Source organism: Chryseobacterium sp. Marseille-Q3244 (genome assembly GCF_940807095.1).
GTDB lineage: Bacteria > Bacteroidota > Bacteroidia > Flavobacteriales > Weeksellaceae > Chryseobacterium.
The window spans coordinates 315,400-338,025 of the sequence record NZ_CALNWX010000001.1 but is presented as its reverse complement, the minus strand read 5'-3'; the positions used below and the strand labels follow the sequence as shown (position 1 = coordinate 338,025).

16 protein-coding genes and 1 pseudogene are annotated in these 22,626 nt (G+C 33.7%); 6 read left to right on the top strand and 11 right to left on the bottom strand.

Annotation, left to right across the window (positions count from 1 at the left end):
- Positions 1-167: 167 nt before the first annotated feature.
- Positions 168-497 (bottom strand): annotated as a pseudogene (locus NBX25_RS01555) (thrombospondin type 3 repeat-containing protein); the annotation flags it as partial.
- A gap of 359 nt (positions 498-856) precedes the next feature.
- Positions 857-1,291 carry a ribose 5-phosphate isomerase B gene (gene rpiB / locus NBX25_RS01550; protein WP_065395543.1) on the bottom strand — a complete coding sequence of 145 codons (435 nt, stop codon included), beginning with the start codon at positions 1,289-1,291 and terminating at the stop codon, positions 857-859.
- Positions 1,292-1,940: 649 nt separating this feature from the next.
- Here rpiB and NBX25_RS01545 point away from each other — a divergent pair.
- Both NBX25_RS01545 and NBX25_RS01540 read left to right on the top strand, forming a co-directional pair.
- Positions 1,941-3,131: a phosphoglycerate kinase gene (locus NBX25_RS01545; RefSeq protein WP_123911807.1), complete on the top strand. Its 1,191-nt coding sequence runs from the start codon at positions 1,941-1,943 to the stop codon at positions 3,129-3,131.
- A 391-nt stretch (positions 3,132-3,522) separates the two neighbouring features.
- Positions 3,523-5,421 carry a glycoside hydrolase family protein gene (locus tag NBX25_RS01540; protein ID WP_250252525.1) on the top strand — a complete coding sequence of 633 codons (1,899 nt, stop codon included), beginning with the start codon at positions 3,523-3,525 and terminating at the stop codon, positions 5,419-5,421.
- A 996-nt stretch (positions 5,422-6,417) separates the two neighbouring features.
- Here the strand turns inward: NBX25_RS01540 and NBX25_RS01535 are convergent.
- The 6 genes from NBX25_RS01535 to NBX25_RS01510 form a co-directional block, all read right to left on the bottom strand.
- Positions 6,418-7,239: a class I SAM-dependent methyltransferase gene (locus tag NBX25_RS01535; protein WP_250252523.1), complete on the bottom strand. Its 822-nt coding sequence runs from the start codon at positions 7,237-7,239 to the stop codon at positions 6,418-6,420.
- Positions 7,240-7,353: 114 nt separating this feature from the next.
- Positions 7,354-9,216: a tRNA uridine-5-carboxymethylaminomethyl(34) synthesis enzyme MnmG gene (mnmG, locus tag NBX25_RS01530; RefSeq protein ID WP_123909529.1), complete on the bottom strand. Its 1,863-nt coding sequence runs from the start codon at positions 9,214-9,216 to the stop codon at positions 7,354-7,356.
- A gap of 146 nt (positions 9,217-9,362) precedes the next feature.
- Positions 9,363-9,782, bottom strand: coding sequence for an rRNA maturation RNase YbeY (ybeY, locus tag NBX25_RS01525; protein ID WP_250252522.1), 420 nt, complete (start codon positions 9,780-9,782; stop codon positions 9,363-9,365).
- Between the two features lie 4 nt (positions 9,783-9,786).
- Positions 9,787-11,943: a patatin-like phospholipase family protein gene (locus NBX25_RS01520; RefSeq protein WP_250252520.1), complete on the bottom strand. Its 2,157-nt coding sequence runs from the start codon at positions 11,941-11,943 to the stop codon at positions 9,787-9,789.
- Between the two features lie 2 nt (positions 11,944-11,945).
- Entirely contained in the window at positions 11,946-14,390 is a 2,445-nt protein-coding gene (locus NBX25_RS01515) for a bifunctional UDP-N-acetylmuramoyl-tripeptide:D-alanyl-D-alanine ligase/alanine racemase (RefSeq protein WP_250252518.1), read from the bottom strand.
- A 182-nt stretch (positions 14,391-14,572) separates the two neighbouring features.
- Positions 14,573-15,160, bottom strand: a complete 588-nt coding sequence (locus NBX25_RS01510; protein ID WP_123909525.1) for a thymidine kinase — start codon at positions 15,158-15,160, stop codon at positions 14,573-14,575.
- Between the two features lie 61 nt (positions 15,161-15,221).
- Between NBX25_RS01510 and NBX25_RS01505 the strand changes: the two genes are divergently transcribed.
- The 4 genes from NBX25_RS01505 (at position 15,222) to fabG (ending at position 19,819) form a co-directional block, all read left to right on the top strand.
- Positions 15,222-16,709, top strand: a complete 1,488-nt coding sequence (locus tag NBX25_RS01505; protein ID WP_250252516.1) for a DUF8457 domain-containing protein — start codon at positions 15,222-15,224, stop codon at positions 16,707-16,709.
- Positions 16,710-16,711: 2 nt separating this feature from the next.
- Positions 16,712-17,386 (top strand): 16S rRNA (cytidine(1402)-2'-O)-methyltransferase, encoded by a 675-nt coding sequence (rsmI, locus tag NBX25_RS01500; RefSeq protein ID WP_123909523.1) that lies wholly within the window; start codon positions 16,712-16,714, stop codon positions 17,384-17,386.
- Positions 17,387-17,432: 46 nt separating this feature from the next.
- Complete coding sequence (locus NBX25_RS01495; protein WP_250252514.1) at positions 17,433-18,905, top strand: WG repeat-containing protein; 1,473 nt, start codon at positions 17,433-17,435, stop codon at positions 18,903-18,905.
- Positions 18,906-19,075: 170 nt separating this feature from the next.
- Positions 19,076-19,819, top strand: a complete 744-nt coding sequence (gene fabG / locus NBX25_RS01490) for a 3-oxoacyl-[acyl-carrier-protein] reductase (RefSeq protein ID WP_045492138.1) — start codon at positions 19,076-19,078, stop codon at positions 19,817-19,819.
- A 108-nt stretch (positions 19,820-19,927) separates the two neighbouring features.
- On the opposite strand, the gene NBX25_RS01485 is transcribed toward fabG, so the two are convergent.
- The 3 genes from NBX25_RS01485 to NBX25_RS01475 form a co-directional block, all read right to left on the bottom strand.
- Positions 19,928-20,965, bottom strand: a complete 1,038-nt coding sequence (locus NBX25_RS01485; protein ID WP_250252512.1) for a GMP reductase — start codon at positions 20,963-20,965, stop codon at positions 19,928-19,930.
- Between the two features lie 297 nt (positions 20,966-21,262).
- Positions 21,263-22,051: a 5'/3'-nucleotidase SurE gene (surE, locus tag NBX25_RS01480; protein WP_250252510.1), complete on the bottom strand. Its 789-nt coding sequence runs from the start codon at positions 22,049-22,051 to the stop codon at positions 21,263-21,265.
- A 312-nt stretch (positions 22,052-22,363) separates the two neighbouring features.
- The gene (locus NBX25_RS01475) at positions 22,364-22,534 is read right to left on the bottom strand and encodes a lmo0937 family membrane protein (protein ID WP_123858417.1); all 171 of its coding nucleotides are present in this window, start codon (positions 22,532-22,534) and stop codon (positions 22,364-22,366) included.
- Positions 22,535-22,626: the final 92 nt, after the last annotated feature.

Genomic DNA, 22,626 nt, shown 5'->3' with positions numbered 1-22,626 from the left:
TGAAATATCAATTGCTGTACCATATTCCCTGCAGAATTATCAGATCTGTCCATCCCACAACCCGCTTCAAATTTTCTATACATGGAAAGATAAAGCACTTTATTCTTTAGATCCTTTCCCTCTATTTTTTTGAAAATAAAATCTGCTAATGCATGATAATTAATATGCTTATTATTAGCTAAAAAATCACTCTTTATTTTTTGCAACTCTTCTTCAGTAAACCTTTTTGGAGTAGGAATCGTCTTACAGCCTTTGCTTTCCGCATCCCCGGGTATCGTAGGGCAGTCATCATCTTTATCTAAAATTCCATCACCATCTGTATCCGGCCATGGGCATCCATTATTTTCCGTGGGTCCTGCTACAGTAGGACAGGCATCATCTTTATCTATAATTCCATCATCGTCTGTATCCGGCCAGGGACAACCATTATTCAGTTCTGGTCCTGATATCTCAGGGCAGAGATCCATATAAAATGGTACTCTGTCTTCATCCTTATCAGAAAGGCACGTTTTTTTACTGAATTCTTCTCTGCATTTTTTAAAGGCATTACGATCCGTGATCTCTTGGGCATGGAAACAACTGATCGTAAAAAATAATACTGCAGATCCTTTTATTTTCATCAAACCTTAATGTTTAATTTAATCTTAATTTTTCTAAATCTACTTTATAACGGAAGCTTTAGTTTTGTATAAATTTAATACAAATTTGGAGAAGAAAAGAGAAAAACCTTCTATAAAATATCTTTTAAATATTACAAAGGTTCAGGAGAAGTATAGAATGTTATTTCTATTGAACACTGCAAATGTACAAATAAAAAATAAATAAGGCCTGCAATAAATTACAGGCCTCAGTATATTTAGCAAACAGCAATCTTATCAACTCTGTTTTGGTGTCTTCCACCTTCAAATTCTGTTGAAAGAAATTTATCTACAATTTCAATCGCCAGTTCTTTTGATATAAATCTTGCCGGCATAGAAATCATGTTGGCATCATTATGCAGTCTTGCCAGTGTTGCAATCTCAGGCATCCAGCAAAGTGCACATCTTATTTTCTGATGTTTGTTCGCAGTGATCTGAACCCCATTTCCGCTTCCGCAGATCAAAATTCCAAGCTCATTTTCTCCGTTTTCCACAGAGGTTGCAGCAGGGTGGACAAAGTCCGGATAATCCACACTGTTTGTGGAAAACGTTCCAAAATCCTGAACTTCAAACTTTTCTGAAAGGTAGTTCTTAACAATCTCCTTATATTCATAGCCTGCATGGTCCGCTGCAATAGCAATTTTTCTTTTCATAATACTCTTATTAAGCTTTTTTAGATTTTATTTCCTTACAAAGGTAAGAATAATAACAATTCGTGTTAGTAAACCGTGAGTTAATTGTGAAAAGGTATGTTAATAAGTGTGGAAAACTTTTTTCAACTTTCTATTTTCAAAGATAAATTTATTTCGTATTAGAAAATCTATCGTAAAGTTTTCCCCACAACTTTCCAGATCTTTTCTTCAGCTATCCCCAGGTTTTTCCATAATAAAATAACTAATAATGCTTTGTTGGCAAAGTTATCAACAATTGTGAATAAGTGTGTGAATATGCAGGTTTACAGAGATTTATATTGTGAGTTATTTATGAATTATGTACCAGTTGAGTATTATGAACTTTATGCTTAAAACTTATCCCCGTTACTAACAATACATAACAACAACAACCTTATTTTTTTTTTAAAAGAGATAAAGAATGTTGATTAGTGAGTGATTGGGTTCGGGGAAAGTTTTTGAAAACTTTTATTTCGATCAATCTGTTGAAAAAGTTTAAAACCTTACATTTGTGAAACGAAAAATCAAAGAAGTTAACGGAATTGTCCCTGCCGAAATTTGCAGCAATGTAACCTGGCCCGGAGAGGACGATTGTTCGAAACCGAAGAAAAAAATAAATCTAAAGATAAAAATGAAAACAATTAACGACTTCAATTTTAAAGATAAGAAAGCTCTTGTAAGAGTTGACTTCAATGTTCCACAGGATGACCAGTTGAATGTGACTGACAATACCAGAATTGTTGCGGTGAAACCTACCGTTGAAAAAATCCTTCAGGATGGCGGTTCTGTTATTTTAATGACACACCTTGGGAGACCGAAAGGAGAAGTGAAAGATGAGTTTTCCCTAAAACATATTATTGGCGAGGTTTCAAATGTTCTTGGAAAGGAAGTGAAGTTCGTTGATGAATGCATCGGAGAGAAAGCTGAACAGGCTGCTGCTGATTTGAAGCCGGGAGAAATTTTATTATTGGAAAATGTTCGTTTTCATAATGAAGAAGAAAAAGGTGATGAAGGTTTTGCTGAGAAACTTTCTAAATTAGGAGATGCTTATGTAAATGATGCTTTCGGAACTGCACACAGAGCTCATGCTTCTACAGCTGTAATTGCTCAATTCTTTCAATCAACTAAATTTTTCGGTTTACTGATGGCTAAAGAACTTCAGGCTATCGATAAAGTTTTGAAAAGTGGTGAGAAACCAATTACTGCAATTTTGGGTGGATCTAAGGTTTCAACTAAGATTACTATTATAGAAAATATTCTTCCTGCAATAGATAATCTGATCATAGGTGGAGGAATGGCGTTCACATTTATTAAAGCATTAGGAGGGAAAATCGGAAACTCATTGGTAGAAGATGATAAACTTCCTTTGGCATTGGAAATTTTAGCGAAAGCAAAAGAACATAAAGTAAAGGTATATCTTCCGTCTGATGCGATCATCGCTGAAAGTTTTAGTAATGATGTTGAAAGAAAAGAAGTAGATATTTATGCAATTCCTGAAGGATGGATGGGATTGGATGCCGGTCACAAATCAAGAGATCAGTTCAATGATGTGCTATTGAATTCAAGAACGATTCTTTGGAATGGCCCGATAGGTGTTTTTGAAATGTCACATTTTGCCGGAGGAACAATTGCACTTGGAGATAGTATTGCTGAAGCAACAAGATTGGGAGCTTTCTCTTTAGTAGGAGGTGGAGACAGTGTTGCGTTCGTAAAGCAATTTGGATATGCTGATAAAGTAAGTTATGTTTCTACAGGAGGGGGAGCAATGCTTGAAAGCCTTGAAGGATTAGAGCTTCCTGGAGTAGCCGCAATCAACAATTAATAGAGATTAAATTTCAATATTTTGAAGCCTGCTAATAATATTAGCAGGCTTTTTTATGCTTATATTTTCATTGAGAAATCCTGAATTGATCGATGTTTTTATAACTTTTAGATATAACTACAGGTTATATTTAAATAAGGTGTTTTGATTTAGTGTGAGTTACGTTTTTATAGCGATAAATAAAGGAAAAATTGAGATATAGATTCTCTTAAAATAGAGCAATAATCAATAGTTAATTACAAATTTATCTTTAATAATTATATCCTGTTTTGTTTGAATTTTATAATTTTTAGTTGGGTGACTCATTAGAATCTTTTGAATTAAAAATCATTTTATACGTCGACTTTTGACGCTGGTGAGGGATACATTTGCAGTACTAAATTACAATATTATGATGTATACAAATGAATTTTTTGCAGTAGGAAATACAGCTCCCAATGATGATCTTGTTCAGCTCATTGATAGTTTTACTGGAGAGAATGTTAATTTTAAAAAAGTAAGTACGTGGATTGATGAAACCTTACTTGTTGCTAATGATTCTAGAGTATTAAATGATGAAATTATTTATCGCTCCAGGGGAAATGATTACTATGTAAACACAGTAATTTTTTCTACAAAAAGAGTGTATGTAACAATGTTTGGAGCAAAGTCTTCATATACTGTAGATCAAAGAGCTTCTATTCAAAAGGCTTTTGATATTACTTCTCAATTAGGATTGAAACTTGTTTTTCCCAGTGGTCACTTTCTTGTTAATTCTTATACTGATAATGTAGCTACGCGAATACACTCAAATATTTTTGAATTAAGATCTTATTTAGACATAGAATTCGAGGACTACAGTGTTCTAAAAGTGGGAACATATTTTGATGATAAACCTTTTCTATTATTTTCTGGATTTAATGCTAAAGAAGTCATTGATTTTATGCCGATTTACAATATCACACTGAAAGGTAGGGGAGTAATAGATTTCAATGGTCAATTTTCGCAAATGAGAACCTCCTATATGCGTAGAATAGGGTTTGAGGGCGGAAATTGTACCAATGTTGATATCGATGGATTATACTGGACAAATGGTGATTTAAGTAATTGTATAGGAGCCGGTTGGGAAGGAAATGGAAATAAAGTAACCATTCAAAATTGTGTTTTTGAAGATCTGGCTAAAAGTATTGAAACAATCAATTATGATCATTCCACCATTTATGGAAATGCTAATTTTCTATCGGTTCACAACAATATTTTTATAGGAAATGAGCAGATGAGATTAATAGGTTGTGCCTGTGAGATCCATGCTAGTAACAGCTCCTTCTCGAACAATAAGGTTTATAATTACACCAGAATGAATTTTATTGCAGGGATTGGGACTGAAAAAGGAAATATTACCAATATTTCAATTTCAGATAATATTGCGGAAATTGTTAATTCCGGAGTATACATCTGGCCGGATAAAAACTGTACAATCTCAAACTTACTCATTACTTCTAACAACATTAAGCATAGCCATGTACAAGGTAAAAATAACATGTTGTATAATGGAGGTCAGGCTTTATTTGTTATTCAAGGAAAAGGTGGAAACTGCCAAAGGATTACTGTTAAAGGTAATACTTCACATATCCTTTATACGGAAGGAAATTACTCCAGGGTTGCAGCTGGTATTTTTGCAGATACAGAATCTCTTGAAATCTCTGATAATAACTTTATCGGCCATTATTTAGGAATTTTATTTGATTTGGACCAAGATGAGACTATTAAAAAACTTAATAATTATTCTTTTGTAAAAATTTCAGGAAACAATATTACAGCAGCTTCCCAATTAGTAAAGATGGTAGCAGAAAAAGTTAATTATTGCCTAATTGCCAATAATTCAACGGTTCTTGAACATAACGGGATGGCAGATCTTATTACAATTGAAAGTCCTAGTATCCAATCAACAACTGTGAGAGATAATATTTACATCTCTAATCAGCCAAAAATTGAATTTACACCCTCTTCTGTATTTTTGGCAGATCCATCCAATAAGGCTAAATACGTTTTATCACTTGTAAGTACTCCTGTGCCTAGTATCAATGCCGGAGCGTCAGTTTTGATCAGTCCTGTGCTTTCTAGTAACCATAAGAGGGTAGGAGGGATGTATACGATTCAGCCAACATATCCTTTTCCTGAACTTTTCTTCAATGCCCATACTTTTGGTGCTGGCGGAACAATGGATGTTAAGTTTAAAGTTGATAACATGACTTCATCTATTTTCTCAGGTAACCCAAATTTAGTTAGTAATTTGATTATTAACTTATAAAAGATAAGACTGGATTTGTTCCAGTCTTTTTTATTGAGTGTTATTTTTACTTTGTTTTGTGTGTTATATATTTAATTTTAATTGATTGTTTTTCAGGTTTTAAACTATTTTATTGATTGGTATATTATGTGTTTTTTATCAGTTTTTTAGTTGATTTTTAGATGAAATATATTTTCATACAGCTTATAGTAAATATTTATATTCAATTATTTGTAAATCAATATTTAAGCTTTTTATTGGTTAGTTTTTTGCTTCTAGATTTTTTTAGAGCTCTTATTTTTTTAAATTTCACATGCCATGATTTCGTAACAACATCAAAATCTGTTTTATTTCAGATTAATTTTTCTGTGCAAAGATTTTTAGTCTTGAGATTATTTCAAATTTGAATAATTTGATGAAGAGTAAACTCTGAATTTTTTCTAAGCCTTATTTTTTATTAATGATAATTTTTTATAAGAAGGTGATGAGAGATTTTTGATTTTTATTTTTTAAGATTAATTTGAATTTCTTGAAAATTACTATTTACTTCTGATTGACGCCAAAATATTTTGCTGGCATTTTTGGCTAAACGCGGAAAATCGGATTCCAGAAATGGCTCAAAATCGAAAAACTTTAATTTATTGAGTTTATATATGTAAATCAAAAATAAAACCTTAAATAGTGTATTTATGAAAGTATTCATGTTCTGAAATTCATTTTTTTGTCTTTAGCATTAATTTTTCTCTTTTTCTAAATGTAAATTTTTAAGAACTTGAATTTATTATGTTTTTTTATCTCGTACAAAAAAATATGAGTTCATGTAAAAATGGAGTAGGGGAGTTCAAAAAAATTACCCGAAGAAATTTACTTTGAATTTTTGAAATGAAAACGAGAATAAAATATAGCCTAGTATTTTTATAAAAATAAAAAACCCAGAAAGTATTTTCTGAGTTTTTTAAAGTTTTTCGCTCAAAATGCTGAAAAATGGCTTTCAGAAATGGCTTAAAAATCGATTTTCTATCTTTTTTCGATAATATATATCAAACTTGAAAATTCATTCGAAAAAAGGGCTTTTATGTTCGAAATTGTTCCGTAAATGGTTGCTTTCAGCCAGAATAGAGGAGATTTTTTATATTTTTCGCTCAACATAGAGATATAATACGAATCAAGCACCAAAGGTTTGATCTTTCTCATTTTCCAGTTAGGTTTTTTTGATATCAGATTTTCCATTCCATTTTTGGAAAAATGATAAATGTGTCTTGGGACATCATACGCAGCCCAATATTCTTTATAATGTTTTGCATCATAAGAAGTAGGGTTGGGTACGGCAATAATAAGAAGTCCTTTATCTTTTAATTTCGAATGGAAAATATTGAGCATTTCGTCCTGGTTCTCGACATGTTCAAATACATGCCACAAGGTAATAGCATCTAAACTTTTATCTTCAATTTTTTGAACGTCGTCCAGAATTTTTGCTTTTACAATTTTTCCTTGTGCTGCTTTTCTAGCATCGGCATCAGGTTCAAAACCTAAAGTTTCAAAATCATTTTCTATATACTTTACAAATTCTCCAGCGCCACATCCATAGTCTAATACTCTGGATCCTTTTTTAATTCTGTCAACCAGAATATTTTTTTTGTATTGCAAATTAAAAGACTGAAGAAATTTATATAGTTTTTCTTTCAGGCTCCCGGAATCCTGATGATGGGAAATATAATCTTCGCTTTCGTAGTACCTGGAAATATTGGATGGGATAGGGGAAGTTTTATAAACTCCCTTTGTTTCTGTTTCTTTAATTTCAAATATTTCCTGTGAAAGAAAATGATCTTTTATTTTCATTGAAGTCGAAATCTGTTATATTAAAAAATTAAGATATTCATAAACTTTATAAGCTTATAAACACCTTAATTTTCGTTTTTATTGTAAAAAATGTTTCACGTGAAACATTTTATTTTAACGTCCTAAATACACTAGCAAAACGTTAATATCAGCTGGAGAAACCCCACTTATCCTTCCTGCCTGTGCAATAGTCTTTGGACGTACATTAGACATTTTCTGTTTTGCTTCTGCCGAAAGGCTAGAAAGACTCATATAATCAAAGTCTTCCGGTATTTTAATGTTTTCCAGACGGTTTAGCTTGGCTACATTCTCCTTTTCTTTTTCAATATATCCTCTATATTTAATATTGATCTCAGCTTGTTCTCTTACTTCATCATTATATTGAGAAGAAGCTTCCTTAATGAAGTCAATTTCATCAAGTTTTTCTAAAGTAATATTAGGTCTTGTAAGAATCTGAGATGCTCTATAAGCTTGATCTACCGGATTGCTTTCTACTGACTCTAAAATAGGGTTAATGACACCTGGTTTTAAAGAAGTTTCACGTAAAAACTCTTCAAGTTGCTGACTTTCAGATATTTTAGCTTCTACTTTTCTTAATCTGTCTTCTTTTGCTAATCCAAGGTTATAGGCTTTCTCAGTTAATCTGATATCCGCATTATCTTGTCTTAATAAAAGTCTATATTCAGCACGTGAAGTAAACATTCTGTATGGTTCTTCAGTTCCTTTTGTGATCAGGTCGTCAATCAATACTCCGATATAGGCTTCATCTCTGTTTAAGATAAAGTCATCTTTTTCGTGAACTTTATTATGAGCATTGATTCCGGCAATCAGACCTTGTCCTGCTGCTTCTTCATATCCTGTCGTTCCATTGATCTGTCCTGCGAAATATAAATTGTCAATTAATTTTGTTTCCAGAGTATGTTTCAATTGGGTAGGAGGGAAGTAATCATATTCAATAGCGTATCCCGGACGGAAAACTTTTACATTTTCAAATCCTGGAATATGTTTCATCGCTTTGATCTGTACATCTTCAGGAAGTGAAGAACTGAATCCGTTTACATAAATCTCAACAGTTTTCCATCCTTCCGGTTCTACGAAAAGTTGGTGTCTGTTTCTTTCTGCAAAACGATTAATTTTATCTTCAATACTTGGGCAGTATCTTGGACCTAAACTTTGAATGGTACCATTGAACATTGGACTCCTATCAAAACCTTCACGAAGAATATCATGAACCGTTTCATTAGTATATACAATATGGCAACTTAATTGTTTCGTTAATTTTGGTGTATCAAGATAGCTGAACTTTTGAGGATTTTCATCTCCTTTCTGTTCTTCCATTTTTGAATAGTCCAAACTTCTTCCATCTACTCTTGGTGGAGTACCGGTTTTCATCCTTCCGGCTTCAAAACCTAAAGTGACTAATTGTTCTGTGATACCAAATGCTCTTGGTTCACCCATTCTTCCGCCACCTAGTTGTTTGTCTCCAACATGAATCAATCCATTAAGGAAAGTTCCATTCGTTAGAACTACAGATTTTGCTTTAATCTCAATTCCTAAAGAAGTGATGACTCCGGTTACTTTATTATTTTCAACAATCAGTTGTTTCACCATATCCTGAAAGAAATCAAGATTAGGAGTATTCTCTAAAGCTAGTCGCCATTCTTCGGCAAAAAGCATTCTGTCATTTTGGGTTCTTGGGGACCACATGGCAGGACCTTTTGAAAGATTAAGCATTTTGAATTGGATGGCAGATTTATCTGCTACAATTCCGGAGTATCCTCCCATTGCGTCAATCTCTCTTACGATTTGTCCTTTTGCGATTCCACCCATTGCGGGGTTGCAACTCATCTGTCCGATGGTCTGCATATTCATTGTAATCAATAGTGTTTTTGAACCCAGGTTGGCTGCTGCTGCTGCTGCTTCACATCCTGCGTGTCCTGCACCTACTACGATCACATCATATATTTCTGAAATCATTTTTATCTCGCTTATTTAAGCTTAAACTTTATCTTTAATCACTAATGTTTCACGTGAAACATTTTTGAAGAATGCACTCTAGGTAAACTTGTATTGTTGCTATAATAGAGTACTTTAGACATAGGACTTTAAGTGATTGTTTAATTTTAATTCTTTAAATCCCTATACTTAGCCAGGTATAAATCCTCCATTCTTCTCATCTCTTTTTCCTCTTCTTCCGTCTTGTCTTTATAGCCAATAAGGTGTAAAATTCCATGGGCTAAAACCCTTCTTAATTCATCTTCATAATCTCGGGAAAGGGTAGAGGCGTTATCAGAAATGCGTTGCAAAGATACGAAAATCTCAGCGCTTATTGTCTTGCCTTTTACATAATCAAAAGTGATGATATCGGTATAATAATCATGCTGTAAATAATCCTGATTGATCTTCAGAAGATATTCATCATCGCAGAAAATGTAGTTGATTTCTCCTAGTTTTTTTCCTTCTGAAAGAATTAAATCTTCCAGCCATTGTTTGTAATCTGTATCTACCGACTCCGGTAAATTTTCGTAAAAAAATTGTATCATTGTATTAAAACCAGTGTCCTAAAATAACACTGAATATGCCTTTTTGATTGTTTTTAAGTGAATGGCTAAAGTTAACTTTAATCTGCCCGAAAGGAGATTTGTATCCAGCCGTAATGCCAAGCGAACTATAATTTACTTTAACTGCATCTTCAAATTTAATGTCATTGGATAGGTTGGCAAAGCTAAAGTTTCCGCTGATAAAATAGTTTTTATTAAACCTGAATTGAAGATCATTGGATGCCAGTATTACGTTATTCGTATATAATTGGGCAAAATAAAATCCTCCAAAACGTTTAAAGTTGAGAACATTCTGTTCAAAAATTCCTCCCAATCTGTATTGATAATAGGGTGGAAGATGTTCTCCAAGGGTAATCCCTCCAAATAAATTAAGCTTGTAAGTAAACTGTTTTCCCAATGGAATATTGATCTTTAAATCTGCCTTTATCTGAACGATTCTTTTTTCTACTTCAGATTTTAAAAGGTCAATTACTTTTCCCTCAGCAGCAAAATAAATTCCTTTTGTTGCAAATTCTTTGTCATCCTGTGTATCTGTCTTCAGGAATATATATGGATTTAAAAAGCGGCTGTAACGTCTGTTATCACCATTAATTTCAGCTTTAAAGTAGTCATGGCTTATACCACCCCCAATAGCGTATTTATCCTTCCATACAGATTGTATATACGCTTCGTTTCTCATCCATTCCCATTTATCAATAACATTGTTATCTACATTTTTAAGATCAAAGCTCATTCCCGATGAATAAATACCAAATCCGGGAATGTAACCGTTATCAATAAAGTAGTTCAGATAATATCTTAATTTATCACCTACCACTACATCTACCGAAAGGTTCGAATTTTTAAATAAAAGTCTTTTTGCCGAATAGTTCAGAAGCAGACCTGTTTTAAAAATTTCATCATAATGCAATCCGAATTTTACAAAATGTCTTGCATCATCTTCCGTGACATAAAGCTTTAAATAATTGGCATCATTCTCCTGAACAATATCATAGTTAATGAATTTATAATTGTTGGTAGCAACCAATTTATCAACCATTTTATTGATGTTTCCATAGGTTTGTAAAGAAGGGAGACGCAGTCCCATTTTTCCAAGAGTATAGTTTTTACCATAAATCTTGCTTCCTTCTATGGAAATACTGTCTATCTTATAGACGTTGGAATATATTGGATTTACACGCTGTCTGAGACGGTCAAACGGACGTTTAGGCAGTTGATCCAATACCTGAGAATATTTTAAACCTTCCACATAACCACTGTCAAGTATTTTTTTCTTTTCATCATAACTTGTAGCAGACATTCCTTTAAGGTTAGGTTTAATGTTAATATCCGTGTATTTATACTGTTTTCTTGTATCTTTCTTGATTCCGAAATCAATGACCTGGTTCAGAATTGATATAATATTGTTTAAATCCTCTCTTTTGGACAGATCCTGGTTCAGATCTACTCCAATAACGATATCAATTCCTCGATCTTTTAATGGCTTGGAAGGGTAATTGACCGTCATTGCTCCATCAATATAAATGCTATCCCCAATTTTAACGGGATCCATTAGAGATGGAAAAGCAGAACTGGCCATGATAGACTGTACCAAATCTCCTTTTTCGAAGATCTGCATATTTCCACTTTCAAGGTTGGTAGCTACACATAAAAAAGGGATGGGCATTTTAGAAAAGTCTTCAATATTGGAGACATTTTTTAAAAGTTCTTTGAGAAGATAAACGTTTCGCTGTCCCGTACTGATGGAAGAGGGAAGTGTAATTTTTCCGTTTTTTAATGGAATAGATAAAAGATATTTATCAACAGATTTATTGAAAAAGCTGGATTCCTGTCTTGATTTTGGATCCATAATTAAAGAATAGAAATCCGTATCCATCACGATTTTTTCTATTTCTTTACCGGAATATCCGGAAGCGTACAGACCACCAACAATGGCACCCATACTGGTTCCGGCAATATAATCTACTTTTACTCCTAATGAATCTAATACTTTAAGTACTCCTACATGTGAAAAACCTTTGGCACCACCACCGGCAAGCGACAGTCCTATTTTAGGGTTTTTCGGAATCACCAGGTCTTTTTTTACCTGTGATTGGATCCATAGCAATTGGAATAGGAAAAGAAGAATCAGGAGTTTTCTCATAGTTAATCTTTTATATAAATCCGTTTCACCCGAGGCGAAATGGATGTTAATACTTCATAGGTTATCGTTTTGCAGTATCCTGCGAATTCTTTTAAACTTGGTTTTGCATTAAAGACGGTTACCATGTCACCTTCCTTTACATTCGGAACATTTTCTACATTAATCATCATCATATCCATACAGATATTTCCAACAATTGGAACCAATACCTTATTGACTCCCAGACTTCCAACCTGGTTTCCGATCAGTCTTGGAATCCCATCAGCATATCCAACCGGGATCGTAGCGATCTTTGTCAGATGATCTGGTTTAAATCTTCTGCTGTATCCAACAGATTCACCGTTTTCAACCATTGATATCTGTGAAATTACGGTTTTAAAACTTACCACAGACTGTAATTGTTTCTGAATTTCAATATCCGGAGATTCTCCAAGCATGCCAATACCAATTCTTACCATATCATATTGATGATCTGTATAGCTAGTTATTCCAGAAGAATTTAAAATATGTCGCAGGGGAGCATAGCCTAATTTTTCAATCAGATAGCTTGAATTTTTTTCAAAAACTTCCATTTGTCTTAAAGTAAATTCTTTCTCTTCCGGCATGTCTGAGGAAGATAAATGACTGAAGATACTTTGAATTGTAAGATTTTTCTGACTTAAAATTTCACTTAATTGATCCAATTCAAAATCTTTAAATCCAAGACGATGCATTCCTGTTTCCAGTTTAATATGGATAGGATATTTTTTATCATATCCGGATTTCTGTACTGCTTCATAAAATAATTCCAACACCCTGAAACTATAAATTTCAGGTTCCAGATTATATTCAATGATGGTCTGATAGCTATGTTGCTCCGGATTCATTACAATAATAGGAGTGGTAATTCCTTTTTTACGAAGTTCAACCCCTTCATCGGCGAAAGCTACTCCTAAATAATCAATGTGGTGATGTTGCAAAAACTCTGCAATTTCATAACTCCCCAAACCGTAAGCATTGGCTTTTACCATAGCCATCATTTTTGTTTGTGGCTTTAAAAGAGATTTGTGATAATTGATATTATGAAGAATAGCATTTAAATTAATTTCTAAAACCGTATCATGTTTTCTGAGCTCAAGAACATCTTTTAATTTTTCAATTTCAAATTTTCGGGCTCCTTTCAGAAGAATGATCTGGTTTTCGATTTCAGATAGATGTTTGCTTTCGATCAGTTCTTTGGTATCAATGAAAGTATAAGTTTTAGATTTAAATAATTCACTAAACTTTGATATTTCATCACCAATCAGGTATACTGAGTCAAAATTTTGTTCATTAACCAATTCGGAAACTTCTTCGTATAATTCCTGAGAATTGGTATTCACTCCTACAATATCAGTTAAGACCAAAGATTTTTTGGGTTTATTGTATTCCTTCAAAAATTGCAGGGCAGTTTTCAAAGAATCAAGATCCAGATTGAAAGAATCGTTGATGACAATATTGCCTTTAATTCCTTCAATTGCTTCAAGCCTCATTTCAACGGCCTTTAAAAGATTGATTTTTTCAACGATCTTTTTATTTTCGATCTGTAACACCTTAAGGACTGCGATAAGCGCCGTAGCATTAGTTAACGTTGATTCGTCTCTCTGATGAGCCGGAAAACTGATTTCTTCACCAAAATATTCAACAATGATGTTTTCATCCTTAATATTTTTTTTGATGAAGACATTATTTGTTTCTTTAAATCCGTAAGAGATTAATTTTTTATCAGCGTATAATTTTTTTATTTTCTGATCTACCAAAGAATGATCACCATTATAAATAATCACTTCAGAATCTTTGAAAAGTTTAATCTTTTCATCAATCAGTTCCTCTTCGGAAGAAAAGTTGGCAGCATGAGCTGTTCCGATATGCGTTAACAATCCGATCTGAGGATGGAAAATATTTTCAAGCTTTTCCATTTCATTCGGTTGAGAAATTCCTACTTCAAAAATTCCCAGCTGATGAGAATTGTTGATTTGAAGGAGTGAAAGGGGAAGTCCTATCTGAGAATTAAAACTCTTAGGACTTTTTACAGTAGGAAATTCATTCCATAAACATTGGTAAAGCCACTCTTTTAAAATGGTTTTTCCATTACTTCCGGTGATTCCGATGGATCTTAAATGAGAATTTTCGAAGTGATACTTAGCTAATTGCTGCAGAAAACCCACAGAATTTTTAACAATAATCCATGTTATATTTTCAAACTGTGGATATTGATGTTCAGAAATAATAATATTAATTCCTCTGTCTATAGCAGCTTCAATGAACTTTTCACCAGAATTTTTATGGGTGTTGATTGCAATAAACGCAGCATTCTTAATTGAATAAATAATCCTGCTGTCATAGGCTATATTTTTAACCACTAAATTTTTGTCTCCAATAACTTCTGCATTGGTGATCTCTGCAATTTGTTGTACTGTATAGTTCATTGGTACCCTTTCTGCTTTATTTTAAGGCGAAATTGCAAAAAGGTAAAATTGCAAAGAGGTTAGAAGAGCTCATTATGGTAAGCAGATCTCCTTTTAGAATTTTACAATATTGCTTTTTCGTTTTTCATTTATATTATATGAAGTGAATATATTTTATGTTTTCGAGCTTTTATTGATACTCATTACTTTCTTTTTGAAAGCACTTCATCAATAAAAACACGACGGCTTACGGCTTCGTAGCTTTCCGTTTCACCCAGTTCTACCAGATTATCTCCTTGGGAGGTTCTCATAGAGTAGTTGGCAAGGTTACCTGTTCTCTTACAAATAGCATGCACTTTTGTAACGTATTCTGCGGTAGCCATCAAATTGGGCATGGGTCCGAAAGGACGCCCCAGGAAATCCATGTCTAATCCTGCAATAACAACTCTTATGCCGCTGTTGGCCAGTTGGTTTGCTATCTCAACAATGCTTTCATCAAAAAACTGTGCTTCATCTATTCCTACTACATCACAATTGGATGCCAATAGAAGAATCTCATTCGGATTATCTACTGCGGTACTGCGGATTTTATTCTGATTATGAGAAACAACATCCTCTTCAGAATACCGGATATCCAGTTTCGGTTTAAAAATTTCCACATTCTGTCCTGCCATTTCCGCTCTACGTAATCTTCGGATCAACTCCTCGGTTTTACCCGAAAACATAGAGCCACAAATCACTTCCATCCAACCACTTTGTTTGGAATGATTAATTGTATTTTCTAAAAACATTTGTTAAATTAGCCGTATATTTTCAACATCAAAAGTAAGCAATTTTAATAAGAATCTTATCATGCAAAATATCCAAGATTTAAAGGAAAAGATTTTATTTGAGTCCAAGAATATCATCGATAATCTTGACAAAATAAATAACGTAGATGAATTACTTTCCAAGCAAGATCTTGTGGATGAGCTTGCTAACAGAATTTCTTTTTTGAAATTGCTGGAAAAGAACATAGAATATTTCGTGACAGAAGAGCCTGCTTTACACTCAGGCAGTCATCCTATTTCTTTTGTTTCTAGTGAAGGAGATCATCATCATCATGATACTGGAAATGAAGTAACAGAAGAAGAAGCTATTTTTAATAATGAGCTGAACGAAATTGATGAGCACGAAAATGACAACTTTATCATCGGATCTGATGAGGAGGAAGCAGTCTTTAACAATCAATTGAATGAGATTGTTGAAAATGAGTTCCATGAAAATATCATTAGCTTTGTGGCTGAAAATAATGAGGTAAGAACTGTTGGAAATATTCAACAATCAGCCAACTCTGATGAAGTAACGGAAGAGGAAGCTATTTTTAATAACCAGCTGAATGAAATAGATGAAAATGAACATTCAGTTGCTCATGAAGATGTGCTAAACTTTGTAGATGAAGAGAAAATTCTTGCTGATGCAAAACCGGATTCAGATGAAGATATCAATGAAGATATGTTTGAAGATGAAGTAACTGAAGAAGAAGCCATCTTTAATAACCAGCTGAATGAAATGGATGATGATGAAATTGAAAATAAAAAAGAGGTAGATTTTGCAGAAGTAAGCGATACCAAAGAAAATAAAGTCAGAGAGACCATTCCAAGTATTTTTGATACTGAAATGCTTGATGACGAAATGCTGATTGAAGAAAATGAAGAACAATTTGTGGCTTCCACGATCTCTTTAGAACAAGGAGAACTGGCCACCGAAACTTCCAATGTAGAAAATATTGTGAATGACATCAAAAATGATCATTCCGAAGAAAAAACCCAGGAAGAACAGATACTTGCTGAAGTATATGACAGAAGAAAAATTGTTGAAATAGATAAACCTGTTCCCGAAGAAACAGAAATACATCCTTCTGATGAGAGTTTTGAAAATTTAGATGAATATCATCAGGAGAAAAAAATAAAATTAGCCAATATCAAAGGGTTGAAAGCTGTTCAATCTCTGTTTGATGACGATCCGCTGGAAAGAGATTTTCCAAAGGAAATGCAACCTGAATCTTTAAAAGAAGATGTCGGAAGTATCCTGAAATCTAATATTCCTACCAACTTTATGGAAGCTGAAAAACCAAAACCGGAGTTTAAATTGGATTTGAATGACAGGATAGCTTTTTCAAAAATGTTATTTGAAGGAAGCCAGGCAGATCTTAATGATACAGTAGCACAATTGAATCATTTCAGAACACTGGAGGAAGCCAAAGAATACCTAAGCGACCTTTATTACGAAAGAAAATGGAGTAAAGTAGATGAATATGCTCAACGACTTTGGATATTGGTGGAAAATAAATTTTTATAATTTTGAGCGGAATCCTATATTTTGTTCCCACACCCGTTGGGAACCTGGAAGATATGACTTTCAGGGCAGTAAATGTCCTTAAAGATGTTGATTATATTTTATGTGAAGATACCAGAACTTCCGGAATACTTTTAAAACATTTTGAAATCTCTAAGCCTTTAAAATCTTATCATTTACATAATGAACATCAGGCCACAGAGAAAGTAATTACAGACCTTAAAAACGGTCAGAATATTGCTATCATTACTGATGCAGGAACCCCAGGAATTTCAGATCCGGGGTATTTATTGGCAAAAGCAGGAGCAGATAATACCATAGAAATGATCTGTCTTCCCGGTGCAACAGCTTTAATTCCGGCTTTGGTGGTTTCCGGGCTGCCGAACAATGAATTTCTATTTGCAGGATTTTTACCACAAAAAAAAGGAAGACAAACCAAGTTAAAGCAGCTTGCTGAAGAAAAGAAAACCATTGTGCTGTACGAAAGTCCACACAAGATCAACACGACATTAGAACAGATTAAGGAATTCTTTGGTGAAAACACAAAAGCAAGTTTAAGCCGTGAAATTTCCAAGAAGTTTGAAGAAACTAAACGAGGTACAATCAATGAATTAATTGAATTTTCCAAGAGTAAAACTTTAAAGGGGGAGATTGTTCTTATTGTCAATAATTCTATTTAAATTTTAATTGAAAAAACTGATTTTTGTATTGTGTTCTACAGTTTGTATGGCACAGACTAACCAATACACTAAGGTTCTTCTTTCCAAAAAGACAGGGAAGGAGGTAAGTTCATATTCTGATGGATTCGGGGTTGCATTTGATCCTGTTTCCAAAAAGCAGGGCATTATAGATGCTGAAGGCAATATTACTTTTGAATCTTCATATAAAGGAGGTATTTCCCACATTTTCAAAAACAGGTTTATTCTTTATTCTGAAGAAGAAAACAGGAGGAAATCAGCAATTATTGACGAAAAAGGAAATGAATTGCTTCCTTTTGAAGATCAGGATTTCAATACACCCTGGTGGAGCAAAGAACGCATTATTGCTTCCAGACAAGGAAAAGAATCTGTTTATGATTATAACGGAAAACTTATTATTCCGGATTCAGATAAGATCCGTTTTGCCGGAAAGGACACTTTTTTTGTTTTAAAAGATAAAAAATGGTTCCTGTATGATTTCAGTGGAAAACAGCTTAGCGATAGAGAATTTAAGGATGATTACAGCTTTGAAAATGAAAGAGCCCTAATTACTAATGAAGACAACCATAGTGAGATCATAGGGACCAAAGGCCAAACTTTGCATAAGTTTTCAAAGAATGTAGTCGATATAAATGCCTATCCTTATCTGATTACTCAGAATAAAGCCACTGGAAAATATGGGCTGATTGATACTGAAAGCAATATTTTAGCTGATGAAATTTACAGCGATATCACTCCGGAGTACTTTGGTAAAAAAGAATATATTTATCTGAGAAAAAGCAATAAAACAGCAGTTTTTTATAAAAAAGACAGGAGTATTTATCCTAATAGTTTTAAATATTTATATTCATTATCCAACCATTTTTTCAGAGTGTATAGAGACAAGTCAGATCAATCAGGGATAGCAGACCTGCAGGGGAATATCGTGATTCCTCAAGAATATGACTTTATTAAAAACTTTATAGTCTCTGGAAAGGATTTTATTTATCTTAAAAAAAGAAATGAGGAAAAGCTTTTGGATCATGAACTCAAAAATATTCTGAATGAGGGTGATCAGATTGTTGGTTTTTATCCTGAAAATATAATTATTAAAAGGCAGGATCAATATTATCGATTTTCAGTAATGAATCAATCTGCAGTTGAAATTAAAGATATTAAGCAGGTAAAGCACCAAGATGTTGAATACTTTAATATTCTTAATGAATATTCAAAACCCCTTGTCTGTATGAATAATGCTAATCTTTATGGCATTCTGGACGCTAAGGGTACAGAAATTGTTCCGTTTGTTTATGAAGATATTATTGCCTTTGAAAACTTTGAAAATGAAATCGTCGTAAAGAAAGAAGGAAAATATGGAGTTTTAAATTTTCAAAATGAGCCTTTAACAGAGATTATTTATGATAAATATATCTGGATGAAGGAAGCATTAAAATTGAATAAAGACAAAAAAACAGACGTAATTTATTTCACCAGATTTAGAAATGATGTAGCAAAATTATAGCTAAATCATAGAAAATTAACAAAAAAGTTCAGTATTTTGATGTTTTCAATGTGTTGAATAACAATTTATAATATCTTTGCACACCGTTTAATTCTGAAAAGGAATTATGATACTAAGTGAGTCAGCTTTCACTAGCTGAATGAGTTATAAAAAAATAATCGTCAAGAGATATGAAATTATTAGAAGGAAAGGTAGCGCTAATTACCGGAGCTACAAGAGGAATCGGGAAGGGGATTGCTGAAATGTATGCTCAACAAGGAGCAAAAGTAGCATTTACTTATGCCGGTTCTGTAGACAAAGCTAAAGAATTAGAAGCAGCTTTAAGTTCTGTAACCCAAATTAAAGGATATCAGTCTGACGCATCAGATTATGATGCGGCTCAAAAATTAGTAGAAGAAGTAATGGCAGAGTTTGGGCAGATTGATATTTTGGTAAACAATGCAGGGATTACAAAAGATAACTTATTATTGAGAATGTCTAAAGAAGATTGGGATCAGGTAATCAAAGTAAACCTTGATTCAGTTTTCAACCTTACAAAAGCGGTGATCAAACCGATGATGAAGGCAAGATCAGGATCTATTATTAATATGACTTCTGTAGTAGGAATTCAGGGACACGCAGGACAGGCAAATTATGCAGCTTCTAAAGCAGGTGTAATTGGATTTACAAAATCTGTGGCATTAGAATTAGGTTCCAGAAATATCAGATGTAACGCTATTGCTCCAGGATTCATTGAAACAGAAATGACTGCTATTCTGGATGAAAAAATAGTTCAGGAATGGAGAGATGGAATTCCAATGAAAAAAGGAGGACAGCCTGCCGATGTAGCCAATGCTTGTGTTTTCTTAGGAAGCGAAATGGCATCATACATTACCGGACAGACTCTAAACGTTGACGGAGGAATGTTAACTTAAAATATAAAGGCTACACAAAATGTGTAGCCTATTTTTTTGTTTTCTCTTTTACGCAAAATTATATTCAGGGTTTGGGTAATCTGAAAAATCAGCGAGAAAAATTATTTATTAGTTAAAAACCTGATTTTCCTGTTCCTGAACTCTTATAAAAGTGGTTCTTTTGGAAAGTTCTTTAAGCTTGGAAGCTCCTACATAGGTACAGGTAGAACGTACTCCTCCTAAAATATCCTTCACGGTTTCAGCAACCGGGCCTTTATAAGCTACTTTTACAGTTTTCCCTTCTGAAGCACGGTATTCAGCTACTCCTCCTGAATGTTTATCCATTGCTGTTTTCGAACTCATTCCGTAGAATAAACGGTATTTCTTACCATTTTCTTCAATCATTTCACCACCACTTTCATCATGTCCGGCAAACATTCCGCCCAACATCACGAAATCGGCACCGCCACCAAAAGCTTTGGCAACATCTCCCGGAACTTTACAGCCTCCGTCTGCAATAATATGGCCTCCTAAGCCATGTGCGGCATCAGCACATTCTATGATCGCAGATAATTGCGGATAACCAACGCCTGTTTTTACACGAGTGGTACATACTGAACCAGGTCCAATTCCTACTTTAATGATGTCTGCCCCTACTAAAAGAAGCTCTTCTACCATTTCACCAGTTACAACGTTACCGGCTATGATAATCTTATCAGGAAAATTAGCCCTTACCGTCTTCACAAATTGAACGAAATGCTCAGAATAACCATTGGCAACATCTATACATAGAAACTCAATTTTTGGATGCTTATCAAGAATCATTCTGATTTTTTCTTCATCTGCTTTCCCTGTTCCGGTACTTAAAGCGATATATTGATGAATACTTTCAGGCTGGCTTTGCAGAAATTGCGTCCATTCTTCAGGAGTATAATGTTTATGTACAGCGGTGATGATCTTATCTTTAGCCAGTTCTACAGCCATTTCAAAAGTTCCTACGGTGTCCATATTGGCAGCGATAACAGGAACTCCACTCCATTTCTTTCGGGTATGTTTAAAGATAAATTCCCTTTCCAGATTTACTTCTGAGCGGGATTTCAATGTGGAACGCTTAGGGCGGAACATTACATCCTTAAACCCTAATTTTATGTCATATTCTATACGCATTTTGTAATTATTTGTCAGAATAAAGGTAGTAAATAATCTGAAATGGACTGTTTTTGAAGCGATGGATTTTCCTGTAATATTTCATATTTCCGGTAAGAATATTCCTGTCCATCTTCTTTTTGAGGTGGTTAGAAGGTTTCCGGGGAAGCGATATTATTTTTATTTTTTACCACAGGTGATTGGGCATAAGTCACAGTTGCAAAGGGTAAATTTGCATCATCTGCTTAATATGCAGGATCTCAAAAATAAAAAGCGTGAAATCAAATTTCACGCTTTTTCTATCTTTAAATAACAGTATTATTTAGTTTCCTTTACGGTATCAAAAACCATTACTTCTTCCAATGTTTTCATATATTCATACGCGGTAAGGTCAAACTTTACAGGTACAATAGAAATATATCCGTTAGCCAAAGCTGTTTCATCAGCATCTTCGGAATCATCCATATTATTGAAGTACCCTGTTAGCCAGTAATACTTTTTCCCATGTGGATTTATTCTTTCATCAAAGCTTTCTTCCCATTTAGCATGAGCCTGTTTACAGACCTTTACGCCTTTTATTTCTGATGCAGGAAGTTTCGGAATGTTCACATTCAGAACAATTCCTTTCGGCATTGGATTTTCAAGAGTTCTTCTTACAATACTCTGAATATATTCTTTAGCCTGACTAAAATCTGCTTCCCAACTGAAATCCAGTAATGAGAATCCGATCGCAGGAATTCCTTCAACACCTGCTTCAACAGCAGCAGACATTGTTCCGGAATAGATTACATTAATGGATGAATTAGCACCATGATTAATCCCTGAAACTACAATATCAGGTCTTCTTTTCAGAATTTTATCAAGAGCCATTTTTACACAATCCACAGGAGTTCCACTGCAGGAATAATCTGTTTGTGGGCCATCAAGGGTAACTTCTTCGTAACTAAGTGTAGAGTTAATCGTAATAGCGTGGCCTTTGCCACTTTGAGGAGAGTTGGGAGCTACCACAACTACTTCTCCGATTTCATTCATAAAACTGATCAAATTTCTGATACCCGGAGCTGTAATTCCATCATCATTAGTAACCAGAATAAGCGGTCTTTCCATATATTATCTTAATTTTTTATACAAATGCAGTACAATCTGTTCATTTTAGAATGGAACAAAAAGAATTTTCAACACATCAAATGTAGTTAAAAATAAGACGCAATAAAACAACAGGTTATCATTCATTGATTTAATTTCAGGAATATACACACTACATTTTAGTAAGGAAAGGAGCCTGGATAAAGAATGAAAGAAATACCCAATGGGTTAAATTCCTTTTGAAATTTAGCATAAGTTTATCATCTTCCAAAGAAAATTTAACAATGAAATTAAAACAGAATAATACTGTGTAGTATTATGTATGGTTTATCATTAATCCAGTGGTTTTCTCCCTGTAATAATGTTATAAAGAATAACAATAATAGCTATTATAAGCAAAACATGAATTAAATAACCTGTGCTTATTCCCGGAACAATTCCTAGCATTCCTAAAAGCCATACAACGATGCAGATGACTGCAACTAACCATAATAAACTTCTCATAATAATAAATTTTAGTGATTTGTTTAAATCTTAGCATATTTTATGCCTTTATGGGGTAAAAGTATTTTTTGTGGTATATATTTATGAATTTT